Below are 21719 nucleotides of genomic sequence, written 5' to 3' on the forward strand. Positions count from 1 at the left end.
ATAACAAGTAGGACTATGTGTATAAATCGAATTCTTTATAATGTTTTTGATGGCTATCAAAATACCTCAACTTTATATTTATAAATGACTCAAAAAATCTAATTCCTTTTTCAGAAACCCTTCTTTTGAACCAAGTACATTATCCTCTATAACCATGATATGGCCAGATTGTTTGTTGTACGTTTTCCAAATAGGTAAGTTATCTCCATTCGGATTTCCTGTTTTTGCAAAATTGACCCAATACGAAGATAGAGCGTCCTCGATTTTTTCGTCCGAAGGTTGCCAATCACGATTCCATGTATGAAGCGTATGAAGTGCATAAGGTACTTCTGAGGTGTGAAAAGCACCGTAGTTTGGAAAATCTTGCTTTTCTGGGGGTGCATGACCAAACTGATATAAATAACTTGGCTGTGTACTGAATTCTGCCAGCAAGTGTGATGTTACTCCTGCAAAATTCAACATGCCTAATTTGCTTTTAATTTTTTTGACATCCTCATTTGTATCCGCATTAAAAATCGATAAAAAAGAGGCTGCTTTATCACCATATTTAGCAATTGCTTCTTCTTTGTATTCTTCAATTGTCATTTCATTACCCCCTAAAAAATCGCCATCACCTGTAACCCATCCGGCTATTATAGGTATTTGATGTTGTTTGCCATTTTTAAAATGAGCCATTAAATCTTCAGGTACTACGTAGTCGTCTTTTGTAATTCCGACACTACCTATTTCAGAATCATTACTAATATTTTGCAATTCTTCTGCAGGTAATTGCCGTAATTCTTTAATGGAGGATGCATCCGCTTTTTCCATAAATCGCATTCCTGTTGCTTCAGCATCGGCTAAGGGTTGAGCTCTATTGCTTCCTAATAATCCACCACTTTGTAAAATTGCTTTATGAAACAGATTTTCCGCAAGGGGAGAGGCAATTAAGGTATTTACGCTGAATGCCCCTGCAGATTGCCCAGCAATTGTTACATTATTAGGGTCTCCTCCAAATATATCGATATTTTTTTGCACCCAATTTAGTGCCGCTATTTGATCCATGAAACCATAATTGCCCGATGCGTCATTTCCAGATTCTTTACTTAATTCAGGGTGTGCCATAAAACCAAGAACGCCCACACGATAATTGATACTGACAAATACAACACCTTTTTTAGCCAGTTCTTCACCATCATAAATATCACAATTAGCAGAGCCACTAGTGAACCCGCCGCCATAAATCCAAACAATAACGGGCTGTTTTTCGTTTTCTGATTTTGCGGTTGTCCAAACGTTGAGGTATAGACAATCTTCATTTATGGGTTCAGATTTGGCTATAAATTCTTCGGTCCAACAATAAAAAGGTTCAGGTGTATTTTGAATTGGGTTTGGTCCAAATTCGGTACATGGTAGAATACCATCCCAAGCAGTTGCTGGTTGGGGAGCTTTCCATCTTAAATCACCTACAGGTGGTGCCGCAAAAGGTATGCCTTTGAAAATACGAACCGTTTTGTCTATGTTGAAACTACCTTCTATTTTACCCTTATCAGTTGATATGATGGTTTCCTTTGGTTGATTACATCCTAAAAATAGGCAACATGTAAAAATGAATAAGTGTTTCATAGTTTGGTTTTACTTAGTTTATAAAAGCTCTGGTGTCGATACATATGGGTAACCTTTGTTTGAACTTTTATGTGGTAGTCCTAAGATACTACATACCGATTGATTTTTAGAAATGGGAATTCATAATACATCATTTAAGGTCATCAATCCGTAAAAAGTAACTTAAAAGCTAGAATACCGGTTTACTAGGAATTCATTAATTGTAAGAATGGATTTGAACAAATTACTATATCTTTAAACATCCTCTAACGCTTTTTAATATAAGTATTTGCTTACACAACTAATATTGATTCAATACAAACTAAACTATCATGAAAAAACGAATTACTATAGCAATTACAACTACACTTTCGATTGCTTTTCTGTTACTTTCTTCCTGTAAAGAAGAACCAAAACCGGTTATAGATCAAACGGCAGAGTTGAACAAATGGTTCGATGAAAAATACGAAGAGCAATTACAGATGAGTCCGTTGGGGCTTACTGCTCAAGGACGAAAAGACCAGTATGATAAAATTGATGATTTAAGTAAGGAGGCAGAGGACAAAGAATTGGCCTGGTATGCTGAAAGAACAAAAGAGCTAAAAGAAAAATTTGACTATGATAGCTTAAATGAAGCAGACCAAACTTCTTATGATTTGTGGGTATACCAGTACGAAATCATGAAAGAAGGTGCAGCTTTCGAAAATATGGACTATGTATTTGACCAAATGCGCGGCATGCATACGCGACTGCCAAGTTATTTAATCAATTTTCATAAGGTAGATAGCTTATCCGATATGAATGCCTATGTCTCTAGAATTAAGGAAACAGCTAGGGGAATTGATCAATTGGTAGTACGGGCAAAAGAACAGGCTGCTGTCGGTATATTGCCTCCAAAGTTTGCATTTGAGACGGTTATAATCCAAACAAAAGCATTAAAAGATGGTACGCCGGTGTTAAATGACATGAACGGAAAAATCGATGCACTTTTAACTTCAGAAAAGATAACTGATGAAGAAGCTACATCTCTTAAAGAACAGTCAGAAAAAGCACTTAATGATTATTTTATACCCGCTTACGCCAGTTTGTTAACTTGGTTGGAGAGTGAAGTTGATAATGCAGAAGCTACACCAACAGGAGTTAGTCGTCATGAAAATGGAAAAGATTTCTACAATTACCGATTAAAGGTATTTACAACAACCGGACTTACTGCTGATGAGATACACGAAATTGGATTAAAGGAGGTTGCTAGAATCAAAGAAGAGATGATGGCCATAAAAGAAAAAGTTGGTTTCGATGGTGATTTAAATGCCTTTTTTAAATTCGTGAATACCGATAAACAGTTTTTCTTTCCAAATACAGATGAGGGTAGACAAGGGTACTTAGATGAGTCAACGAAGTATTTAGATGATTTGACTAAGAAATTACCAGACTATTTCGGAATTCTACCAAAAGCAAAATTACAGGTAAAACGAGTAGAAGCATTTCGTGAGCAAGATGGTGCCCCACAACATTATTCGGCAGGTACGCCAGATGGTTCTAGATCAGGTACCTATTATGTGCACCTATCCGATATGAATGCGATGCCGAAATCTACCATGGAAGGTGTGGCGTATCATGAAGGTAATCCTGGGCATCATATGCAGATTTCTATTGCTCAAGAATTGGTGTCGGTGCCTAAGTTTAGAACCCAAGCAGGTTTTAGTGTTTACAGCGAAGGTTGGGGGTTATACTCAGAAGCATTGGCAAAAGAGATGGGTGGATACCAAAACCCATATTATGATTTTGGTCGTTTGGTGAACGAAATATGGAGAGCTATACGATTAGTAGTCGATACGGGTTTACATGCTAAAGGATGGACCGAAGAAGACGGCATAAAATACTTTACCGAAAACTCTTCTATATCTCAAGGAGCTATAAAGGCAGAAGTACAGCGTTATATGGTGATGCCAGGTCAAGCTACTTCATATAAAATAGGGATGCTTAAGATTCAAGAATTACGTAAAATGGCCGAAACGGAATTGGGCGATAAATTTGATATTAAAGGATTTCATGATACTGTTCTTGGAGGTGGTGCTTTGCCTTTAGAATTATTGGAACGCAGGGTTAAAGCTTGGATAAGCACACAGAAGTAAATAATAGCTTTTAGCAACAAAGTGCAGTAAGGTATAGTTGTCTTACTGCATTTTGTATTTAATGCTATTTTATAAATTTTAATTGTAGTTCGCAAATATCAAATAGTTGCTTGTGATGAAGAAAGTAAATGAAGCTAAAAGCAGAAAGAAGCCTTGGCCAACCAAAGATGCTATGAAGCAGGTGTATGCCATGCAACTATGGGGCAAAGATGATTCTCCTTATTATTCTGGTGATGGGTCACATTACCCTGAAATTGTGGATCCCTATTTAAAAGTTCTTAAATCATTTTTGACATCGTTTGCAAGGCCTATAACTGTATGTGATTTAGGGTGTGGCGATTTTAATGTAGGCAAAGAGCTGGTAAAGTATACCGATAAATATGTTGCCGTAGATATCGTAGAAGACTTAATAGTTTATAATAAAAGAACGTTTAATGACGATAATTTAGAGTTTCAATGCTTGGATATTGCTGTCGATGATTTGCCAAATGCCGATTGTGTTTTATTGAGACAGGTGTTACAACACTTATCGAATGCAGAAATTCTATCAATTGTGAAAAAATTACCTGCTTTTGAATATGTAATACTAACAGAACATCTACCTGAAGGCGAGTTTATGCCCAATAAAGATATTATTTCAGGACAGGGGACTCGGCTGAAAAAACAAAGCGGAGTTGACCTTTTAGCGTCACCATTTAACTTAAAGGTTAAAAAGCAAAAACATATGTTATCTATTCTTCCAAAAGGTCATAAAGGAGTTATAGAAACTACGTTGTACAAAGTTTTTTAGCGCAACTGTTTTTAACTATTTGTACTTAGCTTCAATAATTGTAGAAGACATGAATTAGCGTATCTGATAAATGTCATAGTATTTATAATAACCGTTATCTAGTTTTGAAAGCATAATCAAAACAAAATTATATGAGTAAGGTAGAGATAAATCAAGGTGAGATAAAAGTGAACTTTAATGAGTCAAGTTCTGGTAAATTATCATTTGCGGAATTGGGAATTAAAGATGAGGATGTCAACGTTGAAGGCGGATTATTACGTATAGTTTTTGATTTTGAAGCAATAGGTGATTATAATTATTTTCAAACACCGACGATTGAATTTTTTTATGAAGAAAATATGGCTGAAACTCATTGGATATGTGAGTTTAATGGAAAAACAGTTTTAGATAAATTGGATAATCATGGTCACTCAACTATTTTATTGTTGAACAGAAAAGTGTTGAATAATTTAGAACAGCATCATGAGAATACATTAATTGTTCATGCTGAATTTCCAGAACCAGCGAGCTTAAATATTAAGGAATCTTACGTACATTTTTTTAAATAAGACATAAGACTATCATTATAACAGAGCTTATAATGATAGTCTCTTATTGAAACAGTTACAAGTTAATTTATAAAGGTCATTAGAGATAAACCGATGCAAAAACTTGTATACATATAGGTTTACGCCGGTCTATAAGAAAGGCGTAAAGGGCCATTATCAGTTAACAGTAAGCGAACAGGCTTGGCAAACACTTAAACGCAAGCTCAGGTATCTTACCAAGAAAACGCTGCCCTTGTCCTTAGTAGAAAGGTTACAACGGCTAAAACCCATCTATAAAGGGTGGTTGAACAATTTCCGATTAGGGAATATACATACCAAACTTAAGAAGATGGATGAATGGCTACGGAACCGACTACGCTACTGCATATGGCACGATTGGAAGAAACCGGAACGCAAACGCAAGAATCTCATTGGCTTAGGTATAAAACAGGGACAAGCATATGCTTGGAGTAGAACAAGGATGGGAGGATGGGCAGTAGCCCAAAGTCCTATACTTAGAACTACTATTACTGAAAAACGCCTAAGAAAAAGAGGTTATGAAAGTATGCTAGCGTACTACCTTAGTGTAAAGTTCTGATATAACGAACCGCCGTGTACGAGACCCGTACGCACGGTGGTGTGAGAGGCGCAGTCCGTTCCTAACTAGGGGCGGACCCGCCTACTCGATGTGTGCCCAGCATGGGCATCTTTACCTTATAGCAATATAAGGATTTATTTAGAGGGTGTAAGTCCCTTATGCGCTGGGGTAACGTCTGGAACCATTAGTAAGTCCAATCCTGAAAAGACCAAAATAGTGTACTGTAAGAAGGAAGGAAGGGGCCTCAAAGGGTATCCCGTGCAATTCGATTTCTTGGGATTCAGCTTTCAGCCGATACGGTTCAGATTGAAAAAGGGCGGAAGCTTCCTTCAGTTCGATTGCAAAATAGGCCGAAAGTCCAAGACTCGAATCACGGGAGAACTCCGTGAACTTGCTTTCCACAACAAAACCCAACGTGGGATACAGGATTTGGCAAATCTGCTAAACCCAAAGATTCGTGGTTGGGTCCAGTATTACGGAAAGATAAGCCGTAGGAGCTTGCAACCTGTGTTCTATTACCTGCACAATCGTATGATAAGATGGATATTGAATAAGTACAAAAGCTTCAAGGGAAGCAAGATCAAAGCAGTACAATGGCTTAGGTTTATTACAAAGTCATATCCAAACCTGTTCTACCATTGGGAATTGGGCTACAAATTGGTCTAACGATCAGGCCTTGCCGACTGTATGACAAGAGCCGTATGATGTGAGAGCATCACGTTCGGTTCCTTTAGATTTGAACCTATAAACAATATACAATTAATCAATAATCATGTTGTTGAAAAGAGGGGGTCCGGGGGAGACTCATAACTTATTAAATTGTTCATATTTTTATTAAAAAAGGCCGGGGTGAACTTGGTTCGGTTCTAGAGGTTAAATCTCTATTCACAGTATTAGTCCCCGCTCTTTTATAACCGGTTACAAAGGACCAAATAGAATACTAATTAGTAATAAATTACTAAAGGTTTTAGTCAAAGTAACCATTAATAATAGTTAAAAGTATGGAAATTTTAGAAACTGTAGGTATCGATATTAGCAAAAAAGTAATCGATACACACCTTCACAAAAGAGATCTTTACCAGCAATTTGAGAACAATAAGAAAGGGTTCAAACAAATGGTTAAGTGGTTAGAAAAGAATAATGATGTTCCCACAGAAAACTTGATGTTTGCAATGGAACATACAGGAATATATTGTAATAATTTATCTCTCTTTTTGTCTGAAGAAAGCTTTAATTATGTGATTTTACCTGGATTGGAAATTAAACAATCTATGGGAATGACCAGAGGGAAAAATGACAAAGCAGATGCTAAAAGAATAGCGCTCTACGCTTATGAAAAACGTGATCGATTAAAATCCCATGTCCAAAGTTCTGAGAGTACCCTTAAATTAAAACGATTGTTCTCACTACGCGAGCGCATGGTAAAACAAAGAGCCGGCTATAAAATGAGTTTAAAAGAGCAATCTGAAATACTTTCAAAAAGTGAAAATAAATTACTATTAAAAATTCAAAAAGAGCTTATCAAATATTTGACAAAAGAAATAGATATAATTGAAAAGGAAATAGAAACTATTGTTAATGAAGATGAGACTCTCAAAAGCCAGTATGACCTAATTATCACAATAAAAGGTGTAGGAAAGCAAACCGCGCTTTATATGATCGTTTTTACAGAGGGCTTTAAAAAGTTTGACAGTTGGAGGAAATTCGCCTCTTATTGCGGTATAGCGCCTTTCCCAAATACTTCCGGTTCAAGTGTTAGAGGAAGGACCAAAGTAAGCCATTTAGCGAATAAAAAACTAAAAAGTTTATTGGACCTATGCGCTAAGTCTTCTATACAATACAATGAAGAGATGAAATTGTATTATCAAAAAAGAATCAATTTGGGAAAAAATAAAATGTCAACAATAAACATTATCAGAAACAAAATACTGGCTAGGATCTTTGCTGTTATTAACAGAAAATCTCCCTATGTTGATTTAATGAAATATGCAGCAAATTAATTTAAAAAATGTGTAATATAATTTGTTTTAGTCATAGAATACTAGGAGAGGTTTAGGGGTGAGAATCCCCTTTACCTACTCGACTGCGTTTTTGTTTTTATTCTATTACACATTCAAAGGTTCCTATTACCTTAAACGTGGCCATATCTTCATCTTCTAACACTATGTTTTCATACGAGCTGTCAGTCGATAAAGGTTTTAAAATAATCGATTGGTGTTTCCAACCATCTTCATCTTCATATTTTTTGCTATCATATTCTTTTACTGTATAACATGAGCCGAAATCGGAATCATGCATATTGGTGTTTTCAACCAAAACTATTTGACCATTTCTCGAACCTCCTGAATATTTTCTAAATAAACATAATGCACCATTTGGAATTACCTTGTTCATAGATTCACCAATTACCTGACATGCAAACAAGTCTTTACTCGGTTTGATTTTCTCAGGGATATTAAGCCATTCCACATCTTCTACTTGTTGTAAATCACCAAATTCACCAGCTGCTACTTTTAGGCTGTAAAGTGGAATTGAATTTTCAAAAGGTTTGATATTCTCGGTTTTGAATAGTGTTTTGATTTCAACTTGATCAGTTTTGTATTTAGGCACAAAAGATTCAAAATGAGCTTTTAATAAGGGGTCACACACATAGAGGTATGTGCCTTTTATCCCCCTAAGCATAATAGTTTTGTATATATTTAGAATAAAGGCTTTTAATTCCTTGGGGTCTTTAATGGACTGTTTTCCGTTTTTATCAAAGTAGTTTTCCTCGTTTACTATGATTTCTTTGGTCTCAGGATTAAAGGATATTTCGTTTCCGAAAATTATCCCAGAATAATTTAGGTCATAGCCTTGAGTAGTATGTATACATCCAACTTCATTTATTGCTCCATCTGAATTAATCCAGTCATTTGAAGTGCCGTTCCATTTTAGTTGTACATCATCTATTTTGATATCAAAAGCATTTTTGTCTTTGTTTGATTTCCATTCCCAGGAGTAACCAGCAATAAGTCTTGAAAGCCCACTTTCTTTATCACGTAATTTTATTTGTTCAATCATTGTTTCTAGTGAATCGAACAGGGTAAACTCGTACTCTTTAGAATTGAATTTTGAAGAGTCTACTTTTAACTTATCGTGTAATAAAGAGTCTATATACTCAACATACGCATTTCCTCCCTTTACTCTGAACTGAGACTTTAATTTGAGAATAGAGGTGTCTTTATCTCTTTTGATTAGGTCAAATTGTTCTTTTTTTGCATCAGATGGTTTAATTGACTGCCCTTCATCATAGAATAAAACAGTATGCTTGGATTGCATGGTAACCCAGTCTAATTCACTTGCATTATGCTTATCAAGATTAAGTGCTAAACAAGCTTTATCAAAAGCTCCGAAATAAGCACCTAGATTTACTCTCCTTCTCAATCTGTGCGACTCATCAACTACGAGTAAATCATATTTTTCCTTGCTCACTTGGGCAGGTCCAATAACCATACTAGCACTTAGCCCTTTTATGTTCTTAAATACTTTTTTTAATGTGGTTCTGAATGAAGACATTGGGACAACTAAAGCCATTTTAGGATTTGGGAGCACCTTTTTTATTTGATTAACTAAATCAAGATAGACGTTTTCTTCTGCACCGAACTCTTTAAAACTGAAATCCTCTAATTGACTTGAAAGCATTTTAAATAAGAAAATGGCTAAAATTGTCTTACCAGTACCAGCGCCTCCTTCGACAATAGTATTATCATATTTTCCTGTTGCGAGACTCTGTAAAATTTGAAGTAAACCTTGACTTTGTTCTTTAGTTAAACTTTTATATGGGGAGTATTTAAAAAGGTCAGAATTGTCAATATGTTCTATAGGATGTTTAGATATTCCTTCTGCTCTAAGTTGATTCCAAATCGTGTTAAAAATATCCCAGTATACTTCTTTCTTTTGGTAATAATTGTGATTAGCAAGTCCAAGATTTCCATTGAGCAGGGTGAATTTATTATCCCCTGACATATATTTTATCAGATTGGATTCTATATCAAGAGTAGCAGATTTGTTGAATTTTTCACTCGTGATTAAATGGACAGATGTAAGTTTATTTTTAGTCTTATGTTTTAAGTGGGTTCCCATTCTAGAATAGGCATCAGTTGTTTCACCAACATATGCTGTTTTGGTATCACCATCACTTAAAATGTAAACTATAGGCCAAAGGTCTTTAGCAAAATGATTTGTACTGAAATCTTCAAATAGACTATTTTCAAAGTCGTAATGATTTATTTTTAGTTGAGTCTTAATCATTAAAGCTCGTTATATTTTTTCGCAGTTCCTTTTGCTTTCTCTATTGGATATTTTTCTCCGTTCTTTTTGATTTTGTCGAGCAGAATATCTTTGACGTCAAATCCATATTTTTCAGCTAACAGAAGAGAATAAGCAAGAACATCAGCTAATTCTTCTTTTACTTTTTCTTTATCTGCTTCTTCATGAGATTTCCATAAGAAGTTTTCTAAAAGTTCACCTGCCTCAATATTAAGAGCCACCGCTAGATCTTTAGGATTGTGAAACTGTTCCCAGTCTCTTTCATTTCTGAATTTAATCAGAGCTTCAGTTATTTCTTTTATGTCACTCATATTTAGTTTTTCTTAATGAAACACAACGTACGGATATATGTACAATTACATATATCCGTACGTTGTATGTAATTTAAACAATCTTGTAGAATTGACATAAAATAAAAAAGGGATAGTAACGACCATCCCTTTTTTAAATATTTTATAACGAAGGTTTTACGCTCTAGATGTCAATGATTTAAAGAATACAAAGCCAAAGCCTAAGAATAACATAAAATGGAATGGGAACAAACCGAAATCATTTAAAGGTATAGCGCTATACATGCCAAACATGAAATAGACCATTAAGGCAAATTCCAATATCATATTCGGGGATAATTTTTTTGCCAAATACTTATTGCCTTTCCAGCTTTGTTTCAGCGTACTTATATTAAATTTAGGGGTACGTACAAATTCACTTCGCTTACCCATGTGGCCTTCTATTACCGCAATGGTGTTGTGCAAGGAGAACCCTAGGGCAACTGAGAAAAATGTAAAGAATATGCGGATATAATCTACAAAATTGTTAAAGCCGCTACCTTGAATACTCTTGTAGGTAAACCAATAGCAGACAAATAAAATGATGGTACTTATGGCGAATAAACTTAATAGAGAGAAAACCCAGTCTAGGTGACCATAGGTATTCTTGATATATAAAGAAGGTATACTTAATATCGCCACTAAAAATACACATAAGAACATAGAGCTATTCAGCAAATGCATAACCCCATGAAACTTTGTTTTAAATGATATGTTCTTGGCTGTAATAACATTCCAAACCGTTTTTCTAAAGTTCTCTGCACCACCCTTGTTCCATCGAAACTGTTGTGAACGTGCGGCACTGATAACTACAGGTAGCTCTGCAGGTGTCTCTACTTCTTCTAAATATTTAAATTTCCAGTTCTTTAGTTGTGCACGGTAACTTAGGTCTAAATCTTCGGTTAGTGTGTCGCCCTCCCAGTTACCTGCGTCAATAATACATTCTTTTCTCCAAATACCTGCAGTACCATTAAAATTAATGAAATGTCCTTTACTGTTACGACCTACTTGTTCTAAAGTAAAGTGGGCATCTAGGGCAAAGGCCTGTATTTTTGTAAGGGTAGAATAATTACGGTTTAAATGGCCCCAACGGGTTTGTACTGCGCCTATTTCTTCATCTTTAAAATAAATTACGGTTTTCTTTAACCAATCTGAAGCTGGCATAAAATCGGCATCAAAAATGGCGATGAATTCACCTTTTGCAATTTTTAAACCTTCTTTTAATGCACCTGCTTTAAAGCCAGATCTATCGGTTCTGCGAATATGCTGAATATCTAATCCGGTCTCTTGCAATTTAGCAATGGTGGCGGCAGTAGCAATTACGGTATCATCGGTAGAATCATCCAAAACTTGAATCTCCAATTTGCTTTTTGGGTATTCTATTTTGGCGATATTTTCCAATAAACGATCCATTACATACTCTTCATTAAAAACAGGAAGCTGAATGGTAACGAACGGAATTTCCTTTGGGTCTAACAAATTAAATTTAGGAGCCGTCTGGTGCTGTCTTTTTTGAGACAAATAGTTGAATAAAAGATTTAGCTGCGCCAAGCTATAAAAGAAAATCAATAGTAATGAAATACTATAAATTACGATGATAAAATACGCTAGTGCTAATTCCATATTATTTTATACTGTATTTGAAGATCCACCCCAAAATTTTTATGCCTGCAAATATACTACCTTTTACGGTTCCTGATACTTTTGAGACACCAATTCTTCGTTTGTAACGTACTGGTACTTCGGTATATGTCATTTTCTTTTTTAGAACTTTCAATTGCATTTCTACTGTCCAACCATAGGTTTTGTCTTCCATGTTCAATTCCTTGAGCTTTTCGTACTTAATGGCTCTAAAAGGGCCTAGGTCAGTAAACGTTGCTCCAAAAAATAATCGCATTAAAAAAGTGGCTAACCAGTTGCCGAACACTTGTTGTGGGGTCATTGAACCCTCTTCGCGCAAGTTTTTTCTCCTGGCCCCTACAACAAAATCAATATTTTCATTTAAAATAGGAGCTACTACCTTATCAAGTTCTTCTGGATAATCAGAAAAGTCTCCATCGATAAATACGATGATTTCTGGCTGTTTGGATTGCGAGGCAACATAGTCGAGTCCACATAGACAAGCATACCCATAACCTTTTCTTTGTTCGGTTAATACGGTAGCTCCTACCGCCTCAGCATTTTTTACCGTATTATCTGAAGAATTATTATTAACGACTATCACCTCAGAAACTGATTTTGGTAGTGCTTTGATAACAAGGGCAATAGAATCTGCTTCGTTAAACGCCGGTATAATTACTTTAATGTCAGACATTATTTGAAGTCGGATAAACTATTTTATTTTGTGAAAGGGCTAAAATTAGTCCATTCTTTTACTTTTACGCTCGCGGTATATTTTTCGGCAGAAATCATTTTTGAATCTTTGTATTTCAAACAATAACCATTTTTTATACCATTTTTCAACTGGCATTTATGATTGATCTGACCTTTCTTGTCATAAAATAACCACCAGCCTTCCTGCTTGTTTTTAACATATAGCCCTTGTTTGGTACGTATTCGATTTTCATCATAGAAAAACCAATATTTTTCTCTTTTGTCATAAGCGAAATAACCCTGATCCGACTTTTTTCCGTTTGGGTGGTAGAATGTCCAATAATCTGTTTTTATATTAAAACGCATCCATCCTTCGCTTGCCAAAGTGCCATCTTCATAATAGGTGCGTTCATAACGTTTGTCTTCAGAGCCGTTAAAAGCTAACAAGGCCAAACAAGTAAGAATGGTATAAACGAATTTTAATAGCTTCATTTTCTGACTTTTTTCTACATTACAATCAGTTGGTAAAGATCGTATAAAATACTTTGATAATGATTTGCACCTATTTTGGGTGTTTATATAAACTTTTATAAAGTGAAACATGGTGATTGTCTTTTTCAATCATTATGTTTTTTTTAAAAGTTACCTTCTTAATTTAGCATTTCATCGTAGTTTTTTCAGGAAATGTTTAATTAGGCAACTAAATTAAAGAATCTATTTTTTATTCACCAAATCCATTAAGTCTACATCGTTGCCTAATAATACCTCTGTCGGATTAATGCGACCTGCCTCAGGACCATTCTCTAATTTAAGCACACCACGTGGGCATACTGCAGAACATACGCCGCAACCTACACAGCTAGAGCGAACAATATTTTCACCCTTTTGGGCATATGCCCTAACATCGATGCCTTGTTCGCAATAGGTAGAACAATTACCACATGAAATACATTGCCCACCATTTGTTGTAATTCTAAAACGAGATTTAAAACGTTGTACAAATCCTAAATATGCGGCTAGCGGACAACCAAACCTACACCATACCCTATTACCAAAAATTGGATAAAAACCAGTGCCAATAACTCCTGCAAAAACAGACCCTATTGCCAAACTATATGAATTTTGTACACTTTGGGTTTTTATTCCTAAAACGGTACCCGTTTCTGAAAAGAAACTGTAAAGTGTCATTCCTGTCATTACAACGGCAAAAAGAAGTACCCCATGAATTAACCAACGTTCAACTTTCCATGCGAAAAGTGATTTATCTGAATGTTGTCTGTATGGGTCACCTAAGGTTTCCGCTAGGCCACCACAACCGCAAACCCATGAACAATACCATCTTTTCCCAAAAAAATATACCATTACAGGAACGATGACCAAGGTTAAGATAACTCCCCAGAAAAGAATAAAAATTCCGATACCGCCACTATTTAAAAGCGTCTTAAGATTCCATTGAAAAAAGAAGTCATAATCTAAGGGGAAAGCATTTTTAAAATCATAATAGGGCATTTGTAAACGTACCATAATTTCTGGAATAAGAAAGGCGAATACAATCTGAAAGAACAATACAGATGTTGTTCTAACTACCTGGTATAAATTGTGGCGATATTTTATGTACATACGTACGGCCATTACCAACATTACAACACAATACATAAAGCCATACACTAACCAGTGACCGGCTGGGTTGCCACTTAAACTTTCACTAATAGGGTCTACTAAATAAGTCCAGTTCGTTGCATACTCTGGGCGGAAATATAAGATCAAGTAAAATGAAACCAAGAAGATAAATACAAGCCAAGCGATCCAACCTCTATTTGTGGAACTCTGATGGTAGATTCCATTATTCTTAATTCCTTTTGGTCCTAAAAGAACCACTTGGGGAATAATGAAAAGTAAGGCGCCAATAATGCCTAATCCAAAAGTCATGAACCACATTAGACCTTTGTTTTCTGCAATAAAGCCTACGCCAGATTTTTTGGCAATAGACCCTGCCATATCTCTGCCCTTTGTATGAATAACCTTTTTGTACTCTTTGTTTTTTCTGTGCGTCGTATTCGCATTATCCACAGCAGAAACAATTATTGGAGATAAGCTTTGTACACCATTAAATACTTTACCCTGTATTTTGGTTTCTAAATTTTGAATGAATAATTCACTTTTAATTGAATTATCTAATACTATTCCTTTAACGATGGTTTTGTCCACTTTAAACGTTCCAAGAAGTGGTAAGGCAGCAAATGTGCTTAGACCTACCAAAAAAATAATTATTCCTATATTTTGAAGTACTTTCATTTTTTTGTTCGTTAAGCTTTGCTAAAAATGCGTTTCCAACTTTTCTTTTTTAGACGAATATTTTTATTGAAATCCGTATTGTATTTGTTTACAATTTCTGCCTCGTATTGTATGTAAAACTCAGGGTCGAAATTTGCGTCCCTGAGGTAAGTCATTACATGGTCTACATCTTTATTTTCGGTAAGCCATTGGTCAAAAATCTCATGCCGCATGCGAATACCGAAGGTGTTGATACCCAAAAATTTCATAGTGTCTTTGTGATATGCAATGGTAATGCAAATTTTTTCTTTTGAATGTCTCCAATGGAAATGATGCTCGTGGTCTTCTTTGCTTTTTTCGGTAAAAACCCAGCCGTACGTTTGGTATTCTATATCTAAAAACTTGGCAGAATTAAACCAGTGTCCAGGATTATATTCTCTAGGTTTGTCACATAGGGTTTGGGCTAAAGCTTCCCCCATCATACGGCCTGTGTACCAAACAGCTTCAACAGGTCTTCTATTACCTATGCCTTCGTGCTGCTCTGCACAGTCACCAATGGCATAAACATCTTTGGCACTGGTTTCTAAAAATCGATTGACCTTTACACCTCTTCCTAATTCGATGCCAGATTCTTTTAAAAAATTAATATTTGGAGTAACACCTGCTGTTAAACCAACTACATTACATTCTATGGTATCCCCTTTATCGGTTATTACAGCTTTTGCTCTTCCGTTTTCATCAGATAAAATCTCTATTAAATTGGTGTCCAAACGTAAATCGATATGGTGTTCTAAAATGTGTTCGTTAATCATAGTAGATTCTCCTGCGGGTAAAACACCGTTCCAAAAACTTTTTTCGCGAACAAGAAATGTTACTGGAATTTTGCGTGAGCGTAACATTTCTGCCATTTCAATACCAATGAGTCCGCCACCTACAATTACCGTTCGTTTGCAAACCTTATTATTAGGAGCATTCTTTTCAAGTAATTCTAGGTCTTGTTTTGTATATAGCCCTTGAACACCTTTTAGATCTTGACCTGGCCATCCAAATTTATTCGGTTTTGATCCTGTTGCTATTACCAGTTTATCATAAGTAATTGTAGAGCCATCTTTTAGGGTTAACTTTTTCGACCCTGTTGCTACTTTTTGTACAAAGCCATTAACTAAATCGATTTTGTTTTTTTTCCAAAACCAATTTTCATAGGGCTGAGTATGTTCAAATTTCATGTGTCCCATGTAGACATACATTAATGCCGTACGGGAGAAAAAATAATCGCTTTCTGCAGATATAATGGTGATTTTATTATCTGACAGCTTTCGTATATGTCTAGCTAAAGTAACCCCAGAAATACCATTGCCTATAATTACAATATGAGTCATAAATTTCTTTTGATGGTCTTTGTGTCGGTATTAAAGGTAATAACTTAACAGCTACATTTTTATTTAGAAAGATTATTAACGTGTGTTGAGACTGAAGTATTTTTTAATTTATATTACGTTTTATACATCTTTAAACGGGTTAATTATGATTACATAATCAGTATTATTCTTTAATTGAAGTTTATTGAAAAAAAGCAAGAAAAATATTTCTTAAGTGTATGGTTGTAATTAAAAACACGACTTAAAGTAACTCGATATCAGAACTAAATTTAAAGTTTTATGAAACGACATATCAAACAAACCCTATTTTTCTTTTTGATAGTGACCGGTTCATCAGCACAAGAATTGAATACGTTTTTTAACGAAACCGATAGTTTTTTAAAAGCTACTATCATAGATGGTCGGGTTAAGTATAATACAATTAAGGAAAATTCAGAGGATTTGAAAGCTGTTTTAGATGTAGCAAAAGATATTTCTGTGTCAGAGTCAGATGTTATGAACTACCAAGCCTTTTGGATCAATGCTTATAATCTTATTGTGATAGATGCTATCGTTAAAAACTATCCATTAAAGTCACCCTTAAATGTTGATGGATTTTTTGATAAAATTAAGCATAGTGTCGGTGGTAAAATGATTACTTTAAATGGTATTGAGAATGATTTGTTACGAGCGAAATTTCCAAATGAACCGAGATTTCATTTTGTATTGGTATGTGCAGGTTTAAGTTGTCCACCCATAATAAATGAAGCGTATACCCCAAAAAAGTTAGAAACTCAAATGCAACGACAAACAGTTCTAGCAATTAATAATCCTAATTTTATTAGGATAGAAGGTAATAAAGTTAATGTTTCGCAAATCTTTGAATGGTATAAAGATGATTTCGATAGGGCAGGAGGTATAGTTACATTCATCAATACATACAGAACTTCAAAACTACCTGAGGCAATTCAATTCGGTTATTACCCTTACGACTGGACCATAAATTCCAAATAGTTGAATTGCTTTATATAAGCAATGGATTGTAAACGATTAGCTGGTATTTCTTAACAAATAGTTATGTGTTTAGCGTATTGCAAAATGCTGTAAATACTATAATTTTAGGGGATTAAGGAAATTAAAAATGAAAAAATTAAGTGTTTTATTTTTATTGGCTATTCAGTTTTCTTGTTTTGGTCAGGCAAATAAGAAAATTAATGGGGTTAGTTTTGTTGCCTCAAGGGAAAAGGTGGTTCAAGAGCAAGTGGAAGCCATTGTGCAGGTAAATGCTAATAGTGCTGCTGTAATGCCTTTTGGATTTATAAGGGAAGTGAATAATCCGCAAATTACTTTCAATACCGAACAACAATGGTTTGGTGAAACTAAGAGCGGAGCAAAACAATATATAGAAATGCTACATGAAAATGGTATTTCGGTAATGATGAAGCCACAAATCTGGATTTCTAAAGGCGTTTTTACCGGAGTTCTAAAAATGGATAGCGAAAACCATTGGAAGCAATTAGAAGAATCATATTGTGATTTTATCATGACTTTTGCTCAATTAGCGGAGGATAGTAATGTTGATGTGTTTTGTATAGGAACCGAATTAGAGCAATTTGTTCAGAATAGACCAGCGTATTGGAATGGATTAATTACTGAAATACGGCAAGTATATAAAGGGAAGCTCACCTATGCTGCGAATTGGGACGAGTTTGACCGAGTGCCCTTTTGGAAGCAATTAGATTATATTGGTGTTGACGCCTATTTTCCGTTATCAGAATCAAAAACACCATCGGTAGAGGAACTTGTAGCTGGTTGGCAACCTTGGAAATCTAAGATATCAATGCTGTCGAATGAAACCCAAAAGCCAATTCTATTCACGGAATATGGATATAGGAGTATGGACTATTCTGCTAAGAAACCCTGGCTTGTAGACCGCACTGAAGAAAGGCCTAATATGGTGTCCCAGGCGAATTGTAAAGAAGCTATTTTCTCTGAGTTTTGGGGAGAAAAATGGTTTGCTGGTGGTTATGTTTGGAAATGGTTTCCAAACCATGGTACGGCCGGCGGTGTAAATGACAATAGATTTACACCACAGAATAAACCATCGTTAAAAATAATCAGCGATAATTATAAAAAGTACAGTGAATAGTATCAATTTTGTAGGCCGTTACTTGTTTCGCAAAATGGCACAAACTTTGTTCCCCTTATCATATGTTTAGGTATTTAATTTTATTGGTATTTATTGCGCAGGCCGCAATCGGTCAAGAATCGTTGAAAACAGTAACGGCCGAACCTGGCGATGGTATTCTTTCCCTATTAAGAAAACAGGGGGTTAATCCCTATGAAATATTTGATGACTTCGTAGCCTTAAATCATCATGATTTAAGAGATAGTATACATCTTATCGCTGGTAAAACCTACGTAATTCCCAAGTTCGAATTAGAAATAGTCCCTATTGTTGATTCGATACAAAAGCAATCTACTGATGTTAAAAAGTTAGAGAGTGCTTCTTATACTATTTTCGGTGATAAGCATAAGACGGTTATAGCCAAAAGTGAACGACTAAAAGGTAATGTGTATTATCTGGTTTCTGGTCATGGGGGGCCTGACCCTGGTGCAATGGGAATTTATGCAGGGAAATCCATTTCGGAAGATGAATATGCGTATGATATTACATTACGATTGGCGAAAGAATTATTAGCTCATGGGGCAATGGTCTACATTATTATACAAGATGAAAACGACGGAATTAGAGATGAGCGTGTTCTAGAAATTGACCATGATGAGGTAGCCTATCCAAATAAAACGATTCCTTTAAACCAAGTAGCACGATTAAAACAGCGAGTAGAAATCGTTAATGACCTTTATAAGACGAATAAAGGTAAGTATCAGCGTTTAATAGTTACACATGTTGATAGCAGAAGTGTGGGGCAAAATATAGATGTGTTTTTCTATTATCATGAAAATAGTAAGAATGGTAAAAAGTTGGCAGAAAGTATTCATACTACTTTCGATGCCAAGTATAAAAAATATCAACCCAATAGAAGCTATGCGGGTACTTTTGAAGATAGAACCTCGCTTTATTTGGTAAAGAAAACGCACCCTGCAATGACGTTTATTGAAATTGGCAATATTCGCAATGCTAAAGATCAAGTAAGAATCGTAGATCCCGATAATCGTCAAGCATTATCAAAGTGGATTAGTGAAGGTGTACTATTGGATTTTGAAGAGAAATAAAACTTATACGGCGATATGTTTTAAATAATATTGATGTAATTCTTGAGGTTTTGCCCCAAGAAAATGTTTTAAATGAATCATTCCGAAATGCCATTGAAGGTTTACCATTCCACGTTCCTCATAGCGTCGAGCAGAGGTTGTAATTTTTTCAGGTATTATTTTGAAAGGTTTTAATTTATACATGCGGCCAATAAATTCATTATCCTCATATATGATATAGTTTTCATTAAAACCGTTGTTTTCATGAAATAGCTTGTTGGTGATAAACAGGGATTGGTCTCCGCCCCGACAAATCTGATGGTTTATTTTGGTGCACCAAGCAAAAAATCTCAGAAAATTACTATCACTATTAAAGCGCAATTGAAAACAACCAACTTCATTACCTTCTTCAAAAGCATGAAATATAGCCAAGTCAAAGTGTTTTGGTGGTAAGGAATCCACATGTAAAAAATAAAGAATTTCTCCGGTAGCATTTTCAGCACCGACATTCATTTGAGCTGCCCTTCCTTTTTTGCTATTAATTACTGTAGCACCATAATCACGAGCAATAGAAATTGTTTCGTCACTACTGCCGCCATCAACGACCAGTATTTCTCCAATGCGATTAGAACCTGCATTTTTTGAAATGGCCAAAAGCACCTTCTTGATATAATTAGCCTCGTTCAATACTGGAATAATGATACTAATTGTGGGTTGAAAACTACTCATAAACACCTATTTGCTTTCTTATGGTAGCAAAATGAAAACCTAACTTACAGTTGCTTTATTAATTCTTGAAATAATTTCACCATTTTAGGTTCTGTTTTTTCAGCTATGGAAATAATTTCATTAATGTCTACAGGCTTAAGATTATCTGGGTCACATTCGTCGGTTAAAACTGAAACAGCTACAATCGGAAGCGATAAATGGTTGGCTACGATTACTTCTGGTACTGTACTCATACCGACGGCGTCTGCGCCTATTAGCTTAATCATTCTATATTCTGCCTTCGTCTCAAGTTGAGGACCTACGACCGAAGCATAGACTCCAGTTTTTAATGAAATATCGTATGCTTTGGCGATAGCTAATAATTTATTTCGCATGTCTATATCGTAAGGTTCGGACATGTCTGCGAAACGCACTCCATACTCACCAACATTTTTAAACGCCAATGGCGATCCACCTTGCAGGTTAATGTGATCTTCGATCAACATCATATCACCTTTTTTGAAGTTTAGGTTAACGGCACCTGCTGCATTTGAAATGAAAAGTTTGGTAATGCCCAACATATGCATAACACGTATTGGGTAGGTAACATCTAAAAAATCATAGCCTTCATATAAATGAAATCGACCTTGCATAACCACTACTTTCTTACCAGAGATTGTACCATAAACCAATTTTCCCGTATGAAATTCTACGGTTGCTAAAGGAAAAAATGGAATATGGTTGTAATGGGCTTCTATAGGGTCTTCGATGCTATCTACCAATTTTCCTAACCCGGTACCTAATACGATTCCTATTTCGGGATTGTCAAAACCTTTATTTTTAAGGTATGCTACAGACTCTAATAATTGTTCTTTAATCATGAATTTATATGTTTTAAAAAGGGTTGAAAAGCTTCAATATCCTTTATGTCCTCGTAATAATCTATGTCGTTTCTTGTTTCTAAAATAGCGGTTTTCTTGTCTTTAAGGTCGGTAAGGGTATCTTTTAAAACCGTGTCGGTGCCCCAAACTTTGTTTTTAAAAAGTTCTGGCATGTAATTATTCATCCCAAGTAAATAATAGCCGCCATCTTCTGCTGGACCCACTACAAAATCATTTTTTTCGAGAGCCTTAAATGCTTGTTCTATATCTTTCTGCGATAAATCGAACATATCACTGCCAATGATTATGATTTTTTGAAATTCATTTTGAAATCCTTCTTTAAAAGCATTGGCCATTCGTACTCCTAAATCATTGCCCTGTTGAAGTTTTTTACCATATCGGCTATTGTCCCAAATATCTTTTTGCCAAATTTCTTCAGAATAGTACACCAGTTTTTCGGCATAAAGATGGCTTGTTATTTTCACGGTATGGTTTAGTAAAAATTGATAGATATGTAACGCGGCTTCATCACCTACAGTGGCAGCTAAACGTCTTTTTCCTTTGCCTAATTCCGGATTTCTAGTAAAAATAAGCAATAGATTGTTGGAGTTCGCTAATGTGTAATCAATGGCTTTTTCGTCTCGCTCCGCCTTATTGTCTTGTAGTATTCCCAAAGTTCTTTTTTAATTTTCCTAACT

20 protein-coding genes are annotated in these 21719 nt (G+C 35.3%); 9 read left to right on the plus strand and 11 right to left on the minus strand.

Annotated features, from left to right (window positions below; genetic code table 11):
• Nucleotides 1-78: 78 nt before the first annotated feature.
• Nucleotides 79-1605, minus strand: a complete 1527-nt coding sequence (locus tag AACZ49_RS01685) for a carboxylesterase family protein (RefSeq protein WP_339650929.1) — start codon at nt 1603-1605, stop codon at nt 79-81.
• 311 nt (nt 1606-1916) lie between these two features.
• Here AACZ49_RS01685 and AACZ49_RS01690 point away from each other — a divergent pair, with 311 nt between their 5' ends.
• The 6 genes from AACZ49_RS01690 (at nt 1917) to AACZ49_RS01715 (ending at nt 7634) form a co-directional block, all read left to right on the plus strand.
• Complete coding sequence (locus AACZ49_RS01690; protein WP_339650931.1) at nt 1917-3719, plus strand: DUF885 domain-containing protein; 1803 nt, start codon at nt 1917-1919, stop codon at nt 3717-3719.
• A 115-nt stretch (nt 3720-3834) separates the two neighbouring features.
• On the plus strand, nt 3835-4509 hold the full coding sequence (locus AACZ49_RS01695) for a class I SAM-dependent methyltransferase (RefSeq protein ID WP_339650933.1): 675 nt from the start codon (nt 3835-3837) through the stop codon (nt 4507-4509).
• 131 nt (nt 4510-4640) lie between these two features.
• Complete coding sequence (locus AACZ49_RS01700) at nt 4641-5057, plus strand: hypothetical protein (protein ID WP_339650934.1); 417 nt, start codon at nt 4641-4643, stop codon at nt 5055-5057.
• A gap of 103 nt (nt 5058-5160) precedes the next feature.
• Nucleotides 5161-5634 (plus strand): group II intron maturase-specific domain-containing protein, encoded by a 474-nt coding sequence (locus AACZ49_RS01705; protein WP_339650936.1) that lies wholly within the window; start codon nt 5161-5163, stop codon nt 5632-5634.
• A 258-nt stretch (nt 5635-5892) separates the two neighbouring features.
• Entirely contained in the window at nt 5893-6300 is a 408-nt protein-coding gene (locus AACZ49_RS01710; RefSeq protein WP_339651433.1) for a group II intron maturase-specific domain-containing protein, read from the plus strand.
• A 335-nt stretch (nt 6301-6635) separates the two neighbouring features.
• Nucleotides 6636-7634 carry an IS110 family transposase gene (locus tag AACZ49_RS01715; protein WP_339650938.1) on the plus strand — a complete coding sequence of 333 codons (999 nt, stop codon included), beginning with the start codon at nt 6636-6638 and terminating at the stop codon, nt 7632-7634.
• A gap of 97 nt (nt 7635-7731) precedes the next feature.
• Here the strand turns inward: AACZ49_RS01715 and AACZ49_RS01720 are convergent, their stop codons facing one another.
• The 7 genes from AACZ49_RS01720 to AACZ49_RS01750 form a co-directional block, all read right to left on the minus strand.
• Entirely contained in the window at nt 7732-9924 is a 2193-nt protein-coding gene (locus AACZ49_RS01720) for a DNA/RNA helicase domain-containing protein (protein ID WP_339650940.1), read from the minus strand.
• Entirely contained in the window at nt 9924-10253 is a 330-nt protein-coding gene (locus AACZ49_RS01725) for a nucleotide pyrophosphohydrolase (protein ID WP_339650942.1), read from the minus strand. Before AACZ49_RS01725 ends, AACZ49_RS01720 begins: the two co-directional genes overlap by 1 nt.
• A 156-nt stretch (nt 10254-10409) precedes the next feature.
• On the minus strand, nt 10410-11894 hold the full coding sequence (locus AACZ49_RS01730; protein ID WP_339650944.1) for a cellulose synthase family protein: 1485 nt from the start codon (nt 11892-11894) through the stop codon (nt 10410-10412).
• Between the two features lies 1 nt (nt 11895).
• Nucleotides 11896-12585: a glycosyltransferase family 2 protein gene (locus tag AACZ49_RS01735; RefSeq protein WP_339650946.1), complete on the minus strand. Its 690-nt coding sequence runs from the start codon at nt 12583-12585 to the stop codon at nt 11896-11898.
• Nucleotides 12586-12608: 23 nt separating this feature from the next.
• Nucleotides 12609-13076: a hypothetical protein gene (locus AACZ49_RS01740; RefSeq protein ID WP_339650947.1), complete on the minus strand. Its 468-nt coding sequence runs from the start codon at nt 13074-13076 to the stop codon at nt 12609-12611.
• Nucleotides 13077-13298: 222 nt separating this feature from the next.
• A complete protein-coding gene (locus AACZ49_RS01745; protein WP_339650949.1) occupies nt 13299-14879 on the minus strand; it encodes a 4Fe-4S binding protein in 1581 nt (526 codons plus the stop codon).
• An 11-nt stretch (nt 14880-14890) separates the two neighbouring features.
• The gene (locus tag AACZ49_RS01750; RefSeq protein WP_339650951.1) at nt 14891-16237 is read right to left on the minus strand and encodes an FAD/NAD(P)-binding oxidoreductase; all 1347 of its coding nucleotides are present in this window, start codon (nt 16235-16237) and stop codon (nt 14891-14893) included.
• Between the two features lie 279 nt (nt 16238-16516).
• On the opposite strand from AACZ49_RS01750, the gene AACZ49_RS01755 reads away from it, so the two are divergent.
• The 3 genes from AACZ49_RS01755 (at nt 16517) to AACZ49_RS01765 (ending at nt 19453) form a co-directional block, all read left to right on the plus strand.
• Complete coding sequence (locus AACZ49_RS01755) at nt 16517-17230, plus strand: DUF547 domain-containing protein (protein ID WP_339650953.1); 714 nt, start codon at nt 16517-16519, stop codon at nt 17228-17230.
• 127 nt (nt 17231-17357) lie between these two features.
• Nucleotides 17358-18365: a glycoside hydrolase gene (locus AACZ49_RS01760; RefSeq protein ID WP_339650955.1), complete on the plus strand. Its 1008-nt coding sequence runs from the start codon at nt 17358-17360 to the stop codon at nt 18363-18365.
• A 62-nt stretch (nt 18366-18427) separates the two neighbouring features.
• Complete coding sequence (locus AACZ49_RS01765; RefSeq protein WP_339650957.1) at nt 18428-19453, plus strand: N-acetylmuramoyl-L-alanine amidase; 1026 nt, start codon at nt 18428-18430, stop codon at nt 19451-19453.
• 3 nt (nt 19454-19456) lie between these two features.
• Here AACZ49_RS01765 and AACZ49_RS01770 read toward each other — a convergent pair whose 3' ends face one another.
• The 3 genes from AACZ49_RS01770 to AACZ49_RS01780 are packed head-to-tail and all read right to left on the minus strand — an operon-like array spanning nt 19457 to nt 21689.
• The gene (locus tag AACZ49_RS01770; RefSeq protein ID WP_339650960.1) at nt 19457-20161 is read right to left on the minus strand and encodes a TIGR04283 family arsenosugar biosynthesis glycosyltransferase; all 705 of its coding nucleotides are present in this window, start codon (nt 20159-20161) and stop codon (nt 19457-19459) included.
• A 44-nt stretch (nt 20162-20205) separates the two neighbouring features.
• A complete protein-coding gene (locus AACZ49_RS01775) occupies nt 20206-21021 on the minus strand; it encodes a purine-nucleoside phosphorylase (protein ID WP_339650961.1) in 816 nt (271 codons plus the stop codon).
• Nucleotides 21018-21689, minus strand: coding sequence for a TIGR04282 family arsenosugar biosynthesis glycosyltransferase (locus AACZ49_RS01780; protein ID WP_339651435.1), 672 nt, complete (start codon nt 21687-21689; stop codon nt 21018-21020). The genes AACZ49_RS01775 and AACZ49_RS01780 overlap by 4 nt, the downstream gene beginning before the upstream one ends.
• Nucleotides 21690-21719: the final 30 nt, after the last annotated feature.

Origin of the sequence: uncultured Maribacter sp., assembly GCF_963975365.1 — a bacterium.
Classification (GTDB): Bacteria; Bacteroidota; Bacteroidia; order Flavobacteriales; family Flavobacteriaceae; genus Maribacter.

Coding starts and splice junctions, on each gene's coding strand:
- AACZ49_RS01685 (WP_339650929.1), bottom strand. CDS start 1,605: ATGAAACACTTATTCATTTTTACATGTTGCCTATTTTTAGGATGTAAT.
- AACZ49_RS01690 (WP_339650931.1), top strand. CDS start 1,917: ATGAAAAAACGAATTACTATAGCAATTACAACTACACTTTCGATTGCT.
- AACZ49_RS01695 (WP_339650933.1), top strand. CDS start 3,835: ATGAAGAAAGTAAATGAAGCTAAAAGCAGAAAGAAGCCTTGGCCAACC.
- AACZ49_RS01700 (WP_339650934.1), top strand. CDS start 4,641: ATGAGTAAGGTAGAGATAAATCAAGGTGAGATAAAAGTGAACTTTAAT.
- AACZ49_RS01715 (WP_339650938.1), top strand. CDS start 6,636: ATGGAAATTTTAGAAACTGTAGGTATCGATATTAGCAAAAAAGTAATC.
- AACZ49_RS01720 (WP_339650940.1), bottom strand. CDS start 9,924: ATGATTAAGACTCAACTAAAAATAAATCATTACGACTTTGAAAATAGT.
- AACZ49_RS01725 (WP_339650942.1), bottom strand. CDS start 10,253: ATGAGTGACATAAAAGAAATAACTGAAGCTCTGATTAAATTCAGAAAT.
- AACZ49_RS01730 (WP_339650944.1), bottom strand. CDS start 11,894: ATGGAATTAGCACTAGCGTATTTTATCATCGTAATTTATAGTATTTCA.
- AACZ49_RS01735 (WP_339650946.1), bottom strand. CDS start 12,585: ATGTCTGACATTAAAGTAATTATACCGGCGTTTAACGAAGCAGATTCT.
- AACZ49_RS01740 (WP_339650947.1), bottom strand. CDS start 13,076: ATGAAGCTATTAAAATTCGTTTATACCATTCTTACTTGTTTGGCCTTG.
- AACZ49_RS01745 (WP_339650949.1), bottom strand. CDS start 14,879: ATGAAAGTACTTCAAAATATAGGAATAATTATTTTTTTGGTAGGTCTA.
- AACZ49_RS01750 (WP_339650951.1), bottom strand. CDS start 16,237: ATGACTCATATTGTAATTATAGGCAATGGTATTTCTGGGGTTACTTTA.
- AACZ49_RS01755 (WP_339650953.1), top strand. CDS start 16,517: ATGAAACGACATATCAAACAAACCCTATTTTTCTTTTTGATAGTGACC.
- AACZ49_RS01760 (WP_339650955.1), top strand. CDS start 17,358: ATGAAAAAATTAAGTGTTTTATTTTTATTGGCTATTCAGTTTTCTTGT.
- AACZ49_RS01765 (WP_339650957.1), top strand. CDS start 18,428: ATGTTTAGGTATTTAATTTTATTGGTATTTATTGCGCAGGCCGCAATC.
- AACZ49_RS01770 (WP_339650960.1), bottom strand. CDS start 20,161: ATGAGTAGTTTTCAACCCACAATTAGTATCATTATTCCAGTATTGAAC.
- AACZ49_RS01775 (WP_339650961.1), bottom strand. CDS start 21,021: ATGATTAAAGAACAATTATTAGAGTCTGTAGCATACCTTAAAAATAAA.